We start from the raw sequence: 14,696 nt of genomic DNA on the forward strand, positions 1-14,696 counted from the left end.
TGCACATCCGTTGCCTGGGTCTTAGAAAGTCCAGTCCAGGGTCAAGCCGACCCCATGGTTCCGGTCCCGACTGCCCAGCAACCCGTTGTAATCCAGATTGACCCGGGCCTGTCGACCCAGGGCAATGCCCGCCCGCGCACCGACGACCGCCGCATCGCGGTCCAGTGACAGGCTCTGCACCTTGTAGCTTTGTCCACCCTCGGCAAACGCCAGATGCTGATCGGCCCCGGTGGCGCTCAGATTGTGCTGCCAGCCGAGGGTAGCGGACAGGTCCACAGTCTGCCCGGAAGACAGTTGCAACTGCTTGCCGGCACGCATGCCCAGGGTCGAGAGCCAGGCCTCGCGATTGTCGCTATCGCCCTTGAGTGCCGTGGCGCCGCCATGTTCCTTGAAACGGTCGCTGTCCACATGCACATAAGCCAGGCTGGCAAAGGGTTCCAGGGCCATGGGCTGCAGATCCAGGTGCCACGCCGCCTCGCCGAACAGCTGCATGCTGCGGGCGTCACGCTTGCTCTTCTGGCGATCGGCAACCTCGTCATATTGCAGCTCGCGCCGGGTCGCGATCCGGTGCCAGCTGTAGGAACCGCCCAGGCTCAGGCGCAGTTGTGCAAGCTCCCGTCCGGCGTAGGCACCCAGGTGGTAGCTGTCGATGCTGGCCGAAGAATGCCGGCCATCGCCCATGCTCAGCGAGCTGTCGCTGTAGCCGGTGAACACGCCCAGACGAGTACTGGGGTCCACTTGCCCGTCGACACCGGCCAGCAGGCCGCCGATGGAGCTGGTATAGCCCGCTCGATCCTGGCCGGCGTCGGCCTTGCCCCAGGCGCCCAGGGTCTTGAGCCACACCCCCTGCTCGCCGCCCTCGACGCTCGGGATTGCGACCCCGCCCTGCTGGCGTACCCGCTCCCCCATCGCTTCACGCAGGTAGCGGTTGTCGTTGAGCAACTGGCTGCCCACGGCCGGATGAATCTCCCCGGACAGTTGCTCGAAGGCCTCTTGAGCACTGACCGCGCTGGCGGCCAGCAGCAGGCTTTCATACACCGGGTTGCCCACCCCCAGTTGCTCTGCGGCGCCGGCCACCGAGCGCTGGTTGGCGGTCAGGCCGATGCTGCTGAACGACGTGGCATTGCGCGCCACCGCCAGCTGTACACCGCCGGCGCTGTAACCGAGGTTGCCCCCCAGAAACAGCGAGTTGGACAGCACCGGGCCGAAGCTGCCCTGCACGCCATTGGCGGCCTGCAGGATATCCAGCTGCCGCCCCACCAGGCTCGGGACCCGTTGTGCATTGAGGGACAGCCCGGGGTTTTCCAGTTCCAGGGCCAGGCTGGCCCCACCGAGGGTTGCCTGGCCATCGCTGACAATCCGGTCACTGCCGCTGGGGGACACCTCCACCGCGTAGGTCGAACCCGGGAGGAAGTTCACATCGGAGCTGACATGCAAGGTGCCGATGGAGTTGCCCGGGGCCACAATCGCGCCCGCGTTGGCGGTCAGTGCGCCCACGCGGCCTGTGCCGCCAAGGATGCCGCCGGCGTTCACCGTCACCGCCGACAGCAGCGAGCCGTTGACCGCCAGCCGCCCCTGATTGACCAGGGTCGGCCCGGCGTAGGTGTTGGCGCCGCTGAGCACCAGGGTGCCGACGCCCTGCTTGGTCAGGCCACCGTGGCCACTGATGTCATTGCTCCAGATATCCAGCACACAGCTGATGTCATTGCAGCGCCGCTGGGTCGGCTTGCCGGCATCCAGCAGCGCGCCATAACCCGGCAGGTCGGCGACGAACTGGGTCGAACCGTAGCCGCCCTGGATGCGGAACTCCTCAGGGATATCCGCTTCGGTCACCAGCATCCCGGGCCCGCGAATCCCTTTGCCCAGATCGATCATCCCCCAGCCGTACAAGGCATCGATGCCCGGAGCGCCCAGGTCGGTGGCCGTGGTGCGCAGGACGCTGGCGACCTGTGCCGCGCTCATGTAGGGGAAACGCTCCATCAGTACCGCCGCGGCGCCAGCCGCATGGGGCGCAGCCATGGACGTGCCGTTCTTGTTGGCGTAGCCCAGGGTCATGTTCTCCAGGCTGGTGCCGCCGATCACCGAGCTGTAGATCCGGGTGCCGGGGGCCGACACGCAAAAGCTCGCGGTGTAACCGCAGCGGGAAGAAAAGGTACTGATGACATAGGGATCGGCGCTGCCGGTGTCGGGGTTCTGCTGCAACGCCGCCACGGTCAGCCAGTTGGGGGCAATCTGCGGAACGAAGTAGGCCAGCCCGGCAATAGCGTCGGGGTTGTTCAGGTTGTAATCGTTGCCGGCGGCGAAAATCGTCAGCACCCCGCTGCGGGCCGCGGCGATCGCCCCGTCGTAGGCACCGCCCGGCAAGCTGCCCAGCAATGGCTGGATCTGCGCGAACTGCGCCCGGGCATCGTCCAGGGTGAAGTGCGGGAACGCCGGATCGCGCCCGCCCTTGCTGAAGCGATCGGTGATGCCGATGCCCCAGCTGTTGTTGATGATCCGCGCACCACTGGCCACCAGGCCGTCCCAGCCGGCCTTGTACACCGCACCATCGTTACCGAGGATGATGCCGTCCTCCGGGCCGGGATCGCCGTTGTCGGCGCTGATGATCTGGGCATCGAAGGCCACCCCGTGCATCGCTCCGCCATCGCGGTTGCCGGCGGCTATCCCGCCGACGTGGGTGCCATGGGACCCCAGCTTGCCGTCCGAGCCCACCGAAGGGCGGCCGTCATAGACGAAGGTATCGCCGGCCTTCACCGGGATATAGGGATCGGTGTATTGACGAGTACCGCTGGTGACCAGGGTCACCACCTTGCCCGGGCTGGCGAACTCCGGATGTTGGGCATACACCGGCTGGTCGAAGATCCCCAGCTTGACGCCCTTGCCGCTGTAGCCGGCGGCATAGGCGCTGTCGGCATGAATCGCCCCCAGGCCCCAATCGGCCTTGAACTCGGTGCTGCGCCAGCTGGCGGCATCGCCCCGACGGCCGTTCTCCACATAAGGCGCCGCCTGGGCCGTGCCCATCAGCGCCACCCAGCCCAACAATGCCGGAGCGAGGGGCAACCAGCCCCGGTCCTGCCCAAGCACAGCGCCATCCTTGCGTTTGACTTGCTTCACTACGACCTTCCTTAGTTGTGTTGCGAAATTGCCTTGGCGGGCTCCATGCCCGCCGCCCGCCCGAATGACGCCTCAGAAACGCCATTCGAGGTTGAGTCCGACGCCATTGTGTTGCTCGCGACTGGCCCACTGGCCCTGGTATTCCAGGCTCAGGTCCAGGTCCCGGGCCAGCGCCAGGCGCACTCCAGCCCCCACCAGGGCGGCATCGCGCAACGCCGGCGTGCTGCTCACCCGAAACTCGCTGTCAGTGCCGGCAAAGGCCAGGTGTTCGCGGGACTGCCTGCCACTCAGGCGCCGCTGCCAGCCCAGGCTCGCCGACAGCTCCAGGGTCTGGCGGGCGCTCAGTTGCAACTGCCGGCGCCCTCGCAGCCCGAGGGTGCCAAGCCAGGCATCGCGCTGGTCAGCATCTGCGTGCAAAGCCGCCGCGTCGCCTTGCTCATGGAAGGCATCGCGGTCCAGGTGCTGGTAGGCCAGGTTGACGAAAGGCTCCAGCACCAGCGGTTGCAGGGGCACGGTGTAAGCCGCCTCGGCCAACAGCTGCTGGCTGCGGGCCGCCACCCGGGCTTTGTCCCGGGCGGACACCTCGCCATAGGCCAACTCGCGCCGCACCTGGGCGCGATGCCAGCTCTGGCTGACGCCCAGGCTCAGGCGCAGGGCGTCCAGGTCATGCCGGACATAGGCGCCCAGGTGATAGCTGTCGACCTGGGCCTTGTCGCGGCTGCCGGTGCCCATGTGCAATGAACTGTCGCTGTAGCCTCCCGCCAGGCCCACCCGGGTCTGCGGCGAGCCGAGATCGCGCTCGATCCCCAGCAGCACGCCGCCCAGGGAGCTGGTGTAGGCCGAGTGGTCCTGGCCGCCGGCGTTGCGCCCCCAGGCTCCCAGGCCCTTGAGCCACAGACTGGCCGATTGATCTTCAGCTGCCGCGACATCCTGCCCGGCGCGTTGCATGCGTTCCCCGAAGGCCTCGCGCAGCACCGAGCCCTGGTTGATCAGCATCGCGCCCAGGGCCGGATAGACCTCCCCGGACAGTTGCTCCAGTGCGCCCCGAGCCTGGGCTGCCGAAGGCAACAGCAGCAGGCTTTCATAGAGCGGATGGCCTGGCCCCAGACGCTCCAGCGCAGCACCGCTGGCGCGCTGGTTGGGTGTGGCGCCGACACTGGCGAAGGTCGTCGTACTGCGCACCACGGCCAGTTGCACGGCACTGGCCGAGTAATCGAGAACACTGCCCAGGAACGGCGAAACGGCCGCGCCCTCGGCAAAGTGCCCAAGCACCCCGCCCGCCGCTTGCAGGATGTCGAACTGACGGCCGATCAGGCTCGGCACCGGCCCGGCGCCGAACAGGTTGCCTGGGCGCTGTGGCACCAGGCTCAGCTGGGCGCCACTGAGGCTGGCCTGGCCCGTGGCGACAATCCGGTCACTGGCCTCGGGCGACAGCTCCACCACGTAGCGGGAGCCGGGCTGAAAGTCCAGATTGCCGGCCACGTGCAAAGTGCCAATGGAGTTGCCCGGGGCCACAATCGCGCCGGCGTTGGCGGTCAGCCCGGCCACTTGCCCGGAACCACCCAGGGTGCCTCCGGCATTGACCGTGACCGTCGACTGCAAGTGGCCGTTGACCGCCAGCAAGCCACCGTCAACCCGGGTCGGACCGCGATAGCTGCTGTCGCCATCGAGCACCAGCCAGCCGGCCCCGGACTTGATCAGGCTGCCCTGGTACACCCGCTGCCCGGCCGCCGCATCACGGGCCTGGTCCAGGGCGTAGTCGGTCCGATCCTGCTGGCTGGCCCCCGTCCCCAAGCCTTGTTCCCAGCCCCGATCCTTCAAGGTTTGCTGCCACGCCAAGTGCTCGGCGCGGTCCTCCACCTGCCGCTGGGCCAGGGCCTGATCGGAGATGCCGTTGCGCCAGCGATCACCCTGTCCGGCACCGAGGTTGACGTTGAATTCTCCGAGCAGTTGCCCCGGCCCGTGCATGGCCCGGCCCAGGTCTGGCACGCCCCAGCCCACCTGATTGTTGGGGCCCTGGGTCAAGGCGCCGTCGAGCTGGCGCGCGGTGGTCAACAGCACCTGCAGGGCCTGCTGGTTGTCCAGGTAGGGGTAGCGCTCCATGACCAGGGCCAGGGCGCCGGTGGCATGGGGGGCGGCCATCGAGGTGCCGTTGTAGGTGGCATAGCCGCCGGGCACAGTGCTGGTGATGGCAGCCCCCGGCGTCGCCAGGCACCAGTACTTGGCGATCCCGCACTGGTTGTATTTCTGCTGGTTGTTCTTGTCCAACCCCGACACCGCCAGCCAGTGACCTTCCAGATCCGGCTGAAAGTACGGCAACGCGGCCCGTACGCTGGCATTGGCATAGCCACTGTTGCCGGCGCTGAACACATTGATCACGCCATGCCGGGAGACCTCGGCAGCCGCATCGAGCCAGGTGTCCTGCTGGAAATGCTGGGCATAGGCGGCATGCAGATCGCCCAGGGTCTGGTAGCTGACATCCTTGGGCTGGCTGCCCCAACTGTTGTTGATGGCCCGCACACCAGCGTCCGCCAGCGCGCCGTACACCGCCTTGAAGTAGCGGGGATCGGGGCCCGGGCCAAAGAGGAAGCTGTCGTTATGGTCGGTGTTGCCTACGTACACCTGGGCATTGAACGCCACGCCGTGCATACCGCTGCCATCACGCGCGGCGCCCAGGGTGCCAGTGACATGGGTGCCATGGCTGTCGTTAGCGCTGTTGAGCACCCCGGAAACGCTGAACAGGCTGCCATCCAGGTAATGGCCGTCGGCAGTGACCGGGTGGTAGCGATCGGGGCTGGCCTCGGGATGGCTGGCATCGAACCCCGAATCCAGGGCACCGATCCGCACCCCGGCGCCGCTGATACCGGCGGCGTAGGCCTGGCTCGCCTGCATGCGCGCCAGGCCCCAGTCCTGCAGGTATTCGGCGGAATGCCAACTGGCAGCGTCGCCCGAACGGCCGGCTTCCCGGTAGGCGCCCAGGGCCGCCAACGGCAGGCTTGCGGCAAACGCCAGGCACACAGTGCCCGCCAGCCTCTTGAGCTGATGACATCTCACATCCATGTTGATGACTTCTCGTTTTTTGTTGTTGTTCGATCGTCCATCCGGGACGGATCAGCTTGTTGCCGGCTACTTCAGGGGAGCCACCCCGACTGCCTCCTTGAGTTCAACGTCCGCAAAGCCCGGGGGAGCGAATCCTGCGCGCCCCCGGCCGAGGGTGAATCAGGCAAACACGATGCCTGAACCGTTGACCCCCTCCATGCCGATTCCTACCAGGGTCACCGAGTAGTCGCCCACCTTGAGCAAGGTGTCATTGCCGCTCTGGGACAGGTGCTGGCTGTAGTCGTAATGGGCATCGATGCCGGGCACGCCCATGAACACCAGCTTGTCGCTGCTCTGGTAGCCGTGGATCAGGTCGAGGCCGAAGTTGCCGCTGAACAGGAACGTGTTGCTGCCGCCTCCGCTGGAGTGCATGACGTCGTTGCCGGCACCGCCGACGAAGGTCACGTTGGCCTTGTCGCTGCTCAGCAGGTCGTCGCCGCCATGGCCGAACAGCCAATCGCCATTGACGCTGGCCACCAGGGCATTGCCATAGGCATCGCCATTGAGGGAGTGGTTGTAGGCGGTCCACTGGTTGCCGTTTTGCAGGCCGTCGGCGGTGACGTTGTAGCTGACGTCCTTGCCGAACAGTTGCCACCAGCTCCCGGCCTCGTGGCTGACCAGGGCGCCAACGTCCCGGGTCATGCTGATGCCGCCGTAGGCATCGCGGATGTACAAGGTGCCGTCGCCGTCATTGGCAATGGAGAAGTTCTTCAGCGGCTGCTGCAACTCCAGAACGTTGTGACCCGAACCGCCATGGATGATGTTGTAGCCGCCGTCGTCGCGGAAACGATCATCACCGGCACCGCCATCGAGGTAATCGTTGCCCTTGCCGCCGTGCAGCAGGTCGTTGCTCTGGGTACCGATGATAAAGGTGCTGCCGCTGTGCTTGTCGGCGTAAAGATTGAGGTCCTTGACCCAGACCTTGTCGCGCTTGCCCTCGGACAGGTTGGAAATCACCACCGTCGAATCGCGGCTGGTCAGGTCATAGAAATCCGAATTGATCAGGCGGTTGAGCCCACCGGCGTAGTCCACCGCGCTATGGGCCGACCAGGACCAGGGGTTGAGGATGCTCTGGGGCACCAGCTTGCCGAACAACGACGAATAGTGATCGGTAAAGCTGACGATGTTGTTGGTGGCCGACTCCTGTGGCCGGTCATGGGTGCCCAGGGACGAGGCGTTGAAATGGGTGCCGTCCAGCGCGCGGAACACCGGGTCGTTTTCATAACCGATATTCAACACCTGCTGGTTGTCGGCGCTCTGGGTCGGCGAGGCAAAGGCCAAATAGCTGGCGTCCTTGAAGAAGCCGCCCCAATGCTCTGCGCTCATGGCCGCCAGGCTGTTGACCGCTAAACCGCCGAGACTGTGCCCGGTGACCAGCACATCACTGCCGCTCAAGCCCTGGGCAGCCGCGAAGGCGGCAACCTTGCCCAGTAGATTGTCGAAGGCCAAGCGGCTGTAGTTGTCGGCAAAGCCCGGGACAAAGGCCGCCTGCAAGTCATTCACGACATCTGCCAGGCTCTCGGTGCCGCGGAAGCTGATGCCGATGGACAGCAATTGACCGGCGGCGTCGTACTTGCCCAGGATCTCCACCTGAGCGTCGCTGACCGAAGACTGTTCGCCGGAAATGGTGCCCTGGGCGCTGATATTGCCCTGGTAGCCCAGTTGGGAGGCGTTGATCGGCCGCCATGAGGTGCCCGGCAGGGCTTCACCGGTGGGCGACGAGGCATACAGGGCCAGCGTGATGGCATCGCTGTACTGGGCTTTGCCGGCACTGCCAAGGGCGTTTTTGTAGTCGAAGATGCTCATTCCTTTCTCCTTGTTATTTCAGTGTCGTCAGGTCCGGTCTCGGGCAGCCTAACGCACTGTGCGCTGGCCAAAGGCTTCATCGACTCTGGCCAGATCTTCTTCTCGCAAGGTTCCTGCGTAGTAATGCAACTTGGTCCACGCCATCAGGTAGTCGTAGCGGGCCTGGGCCAGGTCACGCCGGGTAGTGTAGAGCTGTTGCTCGGCATTGAGGGCATCGAGGTTGACGCGCTCGCCGCCAAGAATGCTCTGCTTGGTCGAAATCACCAGGGCCTCGGCCGAGGTCAGGGCTTTCTGGTAGGCCCGCAACTTGTTCACCCCCGATAGACAGGCACTGAATTGCCGGCGGAGTTCAATCAGGGTCTCGCGGGTCTTGCCGTCCAGCTCGTACTCGGCCTGCTCCATGGAGCGACTGGCCTGGCGGGTCGACGCCGAGACACCGCCACCGGCGTACAGCGGCACGCTGACTTCGATGCCGATGGTGTTGGTGTCATAGCGCTGGTTATAGGTATTGCCGCTTTCCGACTCGTTCTGGCGCAGGGTGGCGTAGGCGCTGAGCTTGGGCAGGTGCCCGGCGCGGTTGCGCTCGACCTCGTAGCGAGCCACTTCGACCCGCTGGCGCTGGGAGGCCAGCACCGGGTTGTTGCTCAGGGCCATCTCGTGCCAGGTGTCGTAGTTGGCAGGCGTCAGGGAGAACGACTGGAAGTTCTCCTGCAAGGGGTCCAGGTCACGGACATCGATAGCGGGTTCGCCGATCAGTGCCCCCAGTTCACGCAGGGCGGCGTCCTGTTCGTCCCGGGCTTCGATCTCCTCGGCGGTGGCCAGCTCGTAGCGCGATTCGGCTTCGAGGATATCGGTGCGGGTGCCCTCGCCCTGCTGGAACATGTGCTGGTTTTGCTGGAACTGTTGCTCGAAGGCCTTTTTCTTCGCCTGGGCAATGTCGATCTGGTCCTGGGCGAACAGCGCCTTGGTGTAATAGCTCAGCACCCGCACCAGCAACTCCTGGCTCTTGCCGCGAAAGTTCTCGTCGGCGAACAGCGCCTGGGCCACACCCTTGCGATAGTTGGCATAGGCCTCGTAGTCGATCAGCGGCTGCTGCAGGGTCAGGGACGAGCCGTAGCTGTCGTAGTTGCGTTTTTCGGTGACGGTGCCGCGCACGGTGTCCAGGTAGCTGACCTTGGAGTTGTTATGGCCCTTGTTGTAGCTGTAGCCCACCTTGGGCAACAGCCCGGCACGGCCTATTGCCCGATTTTCCAGGCCGGCGTCGCGCTCCTTGATGGCGCCGAGAAACACCGGATCGTTGCGCAGGGCCTGCTCGTAGATCTGGAACGGACCCATGGCCTGGGCCGTCTGGCAGGCGAACAGCGCCAGGGCCGCCGCGAGAATGGAAAGCTTACTCATACAACGCGACATCCTTATTCTTCGGTCAATGCAGAGCCGGCCCGGTCGAGCAGAGGCTTGAACAGGTAATTGAGCAGTGAACGTTCACCTGTGCGCACGAACATTTCCGCCGGCATCCCGGGCTTGATCACCAGGCCGTTGAGCTTTTCCATGGCCTGGTCGCTGACGCTGCTGCGCAGCACGTAGTACGGCATACCGGTCTTCTCGTCGACCATCTGGTCGGCGGAAATCAGACTGACTTCCCCAGGCACCCGTGGGGTACGACTCTGGTTGAAGGCGGTGAACAGAATGTCCACCGGCAGATGGGTGCCGACCTTGTCCACCAGGTTTACCGGCAACCGCCCTTCCACTTCCAGGTGCGTGCCCTGGGGCACGATCTCCAGCAGGGTTTCACCCTGGCGCACCACGGCGCCTTCGGTGTGCACCCCAAGGTTGACCGCGATGCCGTCGGCAGTGGCGATGATTTCGCTGTGCTGCAAGTCGAAACCGGCGGAGGTCAGTTGCTGCTCCAGGGTCTGGGTCTTGAGCTGGGCTTCGGCCAATTGGCTGCGGACCTCTTTCTGGTACTCCTCGCTGTGCTGTTGCAGCTTGAGCCGGGACTCGAGAATGCCCTGCTCGACCCGCCCGCTTTCACCGGTGTTCTGCGCCAGTTCCTGTTGCACCTGGGACAACTGGCGCTGGTATTCCAACAAGCGGTTGCGCGGGATGTAGCCGTTGTCCGCCAGAGGTTGCAGGTTGCTCAACTGCTGACGCAGGGACTCGGCCTGGTTGCCCAGGTCGGTGCGGGCCCGACGCATGCCGGCCAGTTGCGCGGTGGCGCCTTCGATATTGGCGCGGATGCCCGCCTGCTCACGGAAGAACGCCTCACGGCGGCTGCTGAACAGTTGGCGCTGGCCCTCCAGCACCAGGGCCAGACGTGGATCGTCGCTGCTGCTCAGCTGCGGCGGGAAGTCCACCTGTTTGAGGTTGTCGCGTTCACTGCGCCAGCGCGCCAGGCTGGCCATGGCCATGCGGTACTGGGCCTGCAGCGACTGCACGTCCGCCGCCACCTGGGTCTGATCCAGGCGGAACAGCGGCTGGCCCTGCTTCACACTTTCACCTTCACGCACCAGAATCCGGCTGACCACCCCGCTACTCATGGACTGCACCGCCTTGCGCTTGCCGGACACCACCACCGTGCCTTGCACGGGAATTCCCTGATCCAGGGGAGCCAGGGCTGCCCAGACGAAAAAACTGCCGGCGCCCACCAGGGCCAGAATCCAGCCCATGCGGGCAAAAAAGCCCGCATCACGCTCGACCCGTTCCGGCGCGTAACCCTCTTCGATCATCATGTTGCTGTCCTTGCTCATGCGCCTTTATTCCGTGTCGGAGCCTGATACTGGCGACTCATGCTCAAACCACCGGGAGCGGCCGCAGCGGCGGGTCTGGCCGGTTCCTGGGGTTGGGGTTGCTGGGGCTGCTGGGTACCGGCCAACGCCTTGAGCACTTCCTGGCTGGGGCCAAAGGCCTGCAGGCGACCTTCATTGAGCACCAGCAGCTTGTCGGCCAGGGCCAGCACCGACGAGCGATGGGTCACCAGGACCACGCTGGTGCCCCGGGCCTTGAGCTGGGCAATGGCTGCCGCCAAGGCACTCTCGCCCACGGTGTCGAGGTTGGAGTTGGGTTCGTCGAGCACCACCAGGCTGGGATTGCCATACAAGGCCCGGGCCAGGGCCACCCGTTGTTTCTGGCCACCGGACAGGCCGCTGCCGTCATCGCCAAGCACGGTGTCGTAGCCCTGGGGCAGGCGCAGGATTAACTCGTGCACCCCGGCCAGCTGCGCGGCCTGAACCACCTGCTCCGGGTCGGCCTGGCGAAAGCGCGCAATGTTCTCGGCGATGCTGCCGGTGAAGAGCTCGATGTCCTGGGGCAAGTAGCCGATATAAGGGCCGAGCTCGTCGCGATTCCAGCGATGAATGTCGGCGCCGTCCAGGCGCACTGTACCGGCCAGGGTCGGCCAGACGCCCACCAGAACCCGAGCCAGGGTCGACTTGCCGGAACCGGAGGCCCCCAGTACCCCGAGCACTTCACCGGCATTGATGCTGAAGGTCACCTGCTGCAGGGTCGCCGCCCGGCGCCCAGGAGGACCGGCGCTGACCTGCTCGAAACTCACCTGGCCCTTGGGCGCCGGCAACGACATGGCGCTGTCACTGGGCGGGAACTCCCGCAGTAGCGCGTCCAGCCGACCATAGGCCAGCTTGGCCGAACTCCATTGCTTCCATACCGCGATCAACTGGTCGATGGGACTCAGGACCCGGCCCATGAGGATCGACCCGGCGATCATCATCCCCGCGGTCATGTCGCCCTTGATCACCAGCAATGCACCCAGGCCCAGCACCAGGGACTGCAGGCACAGGCGCAGGGTCTTGCTCAGGGAACTGATCACCGAACCTGTGTCGCTGGCCTCATTCTGCAAGCCGAGAAAGCGCGAGTGCACCGCGAACCAGCGCTTGCGCAAGGCCCCGAGCATGCCCATCGCCTGGATCGTCTCGGCATTGTGCAAATGACTGGTAGCCAGTTGGGTGGACCGCTGCGAAAAACCGCTGGCTTCGGCCAGGGGCTTCTTGGTCATGGCTTCGTTCAGATACGCCAAGGCAATCAGCAACACCGCGCCCACTGTGGCGAACACTCCGAGCCAGACGTTGAAGGCATAGATCACCAGCAGGTAGATGGGAAACCAGGGGGCGTCGAAGAAGGCGAACAGCGCCGGCCCGGTAAGGAACTGGCGGATATGGGTCAGATCGCCCAGTGACTGGCCGGCATGGCCTTCGCCACGGGACAGGTTGCGCTCGAAGGCCGCCTGGTAGACCCGCAGGTTGAAGCGGCGCTCCAGCTGGCTGCCGATGCGGATGACGATAAAGCTGCGCACCACTTCCAGCAGCCCGATAAACAGGAAAAAGCCCACGACCATCAGGGACAGCATCACCAGAGTGGTCTCATTCTGCGAAGACAGCACCCGATCGTAGACTTGCAACATATAGATGGAGGGCACCAGCATCAGCACATTAATCAACGCGGTGAAACAGCCGACACTGATCAGGATGCCCTTATATTCGCCCAGTGCCTTGAACAGTGGAGCAGGATGAGTGTTCTTCACCATTTTTAACAAATTCCCCGAGCCGTTAATCCACGCGCGATAGCGAAGAACCAATATAGTGCATAACTAACAGATGCCTCTCTTAGTTAATAAAGCCTGCGGACACGGACAATTCGGACAGCTGTATTCAACAGCAGCCCGAACATGTTCCTGCCGATCAAGAGAATGGCAATGTAATGGCCGCCCATTATCAGACGAACATTCTTAGCCTTTAATTAGCGGCACGCTGCAAAACAATCAGGCCGTCACTTTTCAGGCGCGCCTCATAGAGCCCGTCTTTCTGGCGGCTGAAAAAGATCACTTTCGACCCTTCGCGCCCAGTGATGGCAATGCCATCGGGCTCCGGAAACCAGCCCACCGCGGCCTCACCTATCCATTTCGACAGGCACTCGGCGCCATCGCCCAGAGCAGCGTTCTGCAGAAGGTCCAGGGTGCAGCCCTTGGCAGGCTCCGCCGCTTGCTGCAGTTGCCAGTGTCCAACCAGTTCCGAGGGGTCCGCCAAGCGCAGGCTGCTTGCCATAGTGAGTGCTCCATAAAAGATCGTCAGCGTCGCCAGCAGCCAGGTGGCCGCCTTGCAACTCAAGGTGTGTAGGGTCATAGGGTGCTCCGTCCGCCCGGTAGACTCGCTCAGCCCCGAGGCCAATGCAAGAACGGAAGGCAGCGCATCGGCGCCGCCCTCCGCCTACTTCACTCAGGCCACGATGTCGCTGACGGCTGCCTGGCCAACGGTGCTGACCAGGAAGTCCGCCACGCCGTGCCCGGAGAAGTCCACGGACAAGGTGCTGACGCCCCCGGAGGTGGTGAGGATGGCGTCACCCGCCGCACCGGTGAAGGCGTTGACGAAATGCAGGCCCGCCCCCTTGGTGATACCGGTCAGATCGATCTTGTCCAGGCCGCTGACAAAATCCATGATCTGGTCGGCCGCACCCGGCTTGGAGTCCGAGCTGGCACCGAACACGAAGGTGTCCGAGCCCGAACCGCCCCAGAGCTTATCGGCGCCACCGCCACCGTAGATGATGTCGTTGCCGGCACCGCCCTTGAGCTCGTTGGCAGCGTTGTTGCCGATCAGCAGGTCGTTGCCCGAACCGCCGATGGCGTTCTCCACGGTTACGCCCTGGGCGATGGAAACGTTACCCACCATGCCGCCAACGTCGGAGAATGAGGCTTCATTGAGGTTGATCTTCTGGTTTTGGGTAAACCCGGAGAAGTCCAGGGTATCGTTGCCGCCACCGTCCCATACCGAGAACACCAGCTTGTCCGCAGACGAACTGGCGCTGTAGAAATCGCGCCCGGTATTGGAGTTGAAGCCGTAGGTGGTATCACCGGCACGGGTGCCGTAGTTGGCCCCGTAGAGCTTCTGGATGGCCGCAATATCGTCCATCAGCGGACCGGACGAATAGGCCTCGACCCCGCCCTTGCTGAAGTTCTGGCCGGTATTGCTTTCACTCCAGTAGCTCATGACGCTGTAACCGCGGGTGTCCTGCCCGTAGGTGGCGTCCTTGTAGGTTGGATTGCCTTCGCCGGCGTTGTAGTCGCCAGGGTGAGCCAGGCCAAGGGTGTGACCGATCTCATGGGTCAGGGTCTGACGGCCATAGTTGTTCAGGTCAGGGTTCTTGTTCTGGGTGTAGCTGCTGTTGGTCAGGTACCAGGAGGTGCCGTCATAACCGGCACCGGTGCCCGGCAGGTAGGCGAAGGCCGCCGCACCGTCCTGGCCACCGCTGTAGTTGCCAAAGGTCATGTGGGCGTCGCCACCCGAGGCTTTCTCGGTAAACACGACGTTGGCCACATCGGCCCAGGATTGCATGGCCAGCACTGCTTGGGCCTTCTGCTGGGCACTGAACTGGCTGAACCCGGAGATACCATGCTTGTACAGGGTGCTCGAGGAGGCCGAGGTCAGGAAGGTATAGGTCAGATCGATCTTGCCGTTACCGTTCAGGTCCTTATAGGCAGCGCCGTCACGCAGCAATTGCGTGGCGGCCTGATCGACCGAGAACGAAGGTTTGCCATTGACCGTGAGATTGCCGCCACGGTCGTATTGGTGGCTAAAGCTATTGATCTGGTTATACGCCGAACTTGCTGCGGCCAGTGGCACGAGTTGCTGTTCGGCAGATGCAATAGCACTCTCTGTTACTTTCGACATAAA

Annotated in this window: 8 protein-coding genes; all 8 read right to left on the reverse strand. The window is 64.2% G+C overall.

Going from position 1 to position 14,696, the window contains the following annotated elements; translation table 11 throughout:
* Positions 1–21: 21 nt before the first annotated feature.
* Complete coding sequence (locus FW796_RS20575) at positions 22–3,021, reverse strand: autotransporter domain-containing protein (RefSeq protein WP_446439975.1); 3,000 nt, start codon at positions 3,019–3,021, stop codon at positions 22–24.
* A 165-nt stretch (positions 3,022–3,186) separates the two neighbouring features.
* Entirely contained in the window at positions 3,187–6,174 is a 2,988-nt protein-coding gene (locus FW796_RS20580) for an autotransporter domain-containing protein (RefSeq protein WP_346632872.1), read from the reverse strand.
* A 159-nt stretch (positions 6,175–6,333) separates the two neighbouring features.
* A complete protein-coding gene (locus FW796_RS20585) occupies positions 6,334–8,019 on the reverse strand; it encodes a polyurethane esterase (protein WP_346632871.1) in 1,686 nt (561 codons plus the stop codon).
* Positions 8,020–8,067: 48 nt separating this feature from the next.
* Complete coding sequence (locus FW796_RS20590; protein WP_346632870.1) at positions 8,068–9,429, reverse strand: TolC family outer membrane protein; 1,362 nt, start codon at positions 9,427–9,429, stop codon at positions 8,068–8,070.
* Between the two features lie 2 nt (positions 9,430–9,431).
* Positions 9,432–10,748, reverse strand: coding sequence for an HlyD family type I secretion periplasmic adaptor subunit (locus FW796_RS20595; protein ID WP_404939994.1), 1,317 nt, complete (start codon positions 10,746–10,748; stop codon positions 9,432–9,434).
* Positions 10,749–10,762: 14 nt separating this feature from the next.
* Entirely contained in the window at positions 10,763–12,556 is a 1,794-nt protein-coding gene (locus FW796_RS20600) for a type I secretion system permease/ATPase (RefSeq protein WP_446439918.1), read from the reverse strand.
* Positions 12,557–12,764: 208 nt separating this feature from the next.
* Positions 12,765–13,151, reverse strand: coding sequence for an AprI/Inh family metalloprotease inhibitor (locus FW796_RS20605; RefSeq protein WP_446439919.1), 387 nt, complete (start codon positions 13,149–13,151; stop codon positions 12,765–12,767).
* Between the two features lie 93 nt (positions 13,152–13,244).
* Positions 13,245–14,693: a serralysin family metalloprotease gene (locus tag FW796_RS20610; RefSeq protein ID WP_346632866.1), complete on the reverse strand. Its 1,449-nt coding sequence runs from the start codon at positions 14,691–14,693 to the stop codon at positions 13,245–13,247.
* Between the last annotated feature and the right edge of the window lie 3 nt (positions 14,694–14,696).

It is taken from the genome of Pseudomonas sp. 910_21 (assembly GCF_052850735.1).

Excerpts from the sequence above, each read along its gene's own strand:
- FW796_RS20605 (WP_446439919.1), bottom strand. The coding sequence starts at position 13,151 with ATGACCCTACACACCTTGAGTTGCAAGGCGGCCACCTGGCTGCTGGCG.
- FW796_RS20575 (WP_446439975.1), bottom strand. The coding sequence starts at position 3,021 with ATGGGCACGGCCCAGGCGGCGCCTTATGTGGAGAACGGCCGTCGGGGC.
- FW796_RS20610 (WP_346632866.1), bottom strand. The coding sequence starts at position 14,693 with ATGTCGAAAGTAACAGAGAGTGCTATTGCATCTGCCGAACAGCAACTC.
- FW796_RS20590 (WP_346632870.1), bottom strand. The coding sequence starts at position 9,429 with ATGTCGCGTTGTATGAGTAAGCTTTCCATTCTCGCGGCGGCCCTGGCG.
- FW796_RS20600 (WP_446439918.1), bottom strand. The coding sequence starts at position 12,556 with ATGGTGAAGAACACTCATCCTGCTCCACTGTTCAAGGCACTGGGCGAA.
- FW796_RS20580 (WP_346632872.1), bottom strand. The coding sequence starts at position 6,174 with ATGGATGTGAGATGTCATCAGCTCAAGAGGCTGGCGGGCACTGTGTGC.
- FW796_RS20595 (WP_404939994.1), bottom strand. The coding sequence starts at position 10,748 with ATGATGATCGAAGAGGGTTACGCGCCGGAACGGGTCGAGCGTGATGCG.
- FW796_RS20585 (WP_346632871.1), bottom strand. The coding sequence starts at position 8,019 with ATGAGCATCTTCGACTACAAAAACGCCCTTGGCAGTGCCGGCAAAGCC.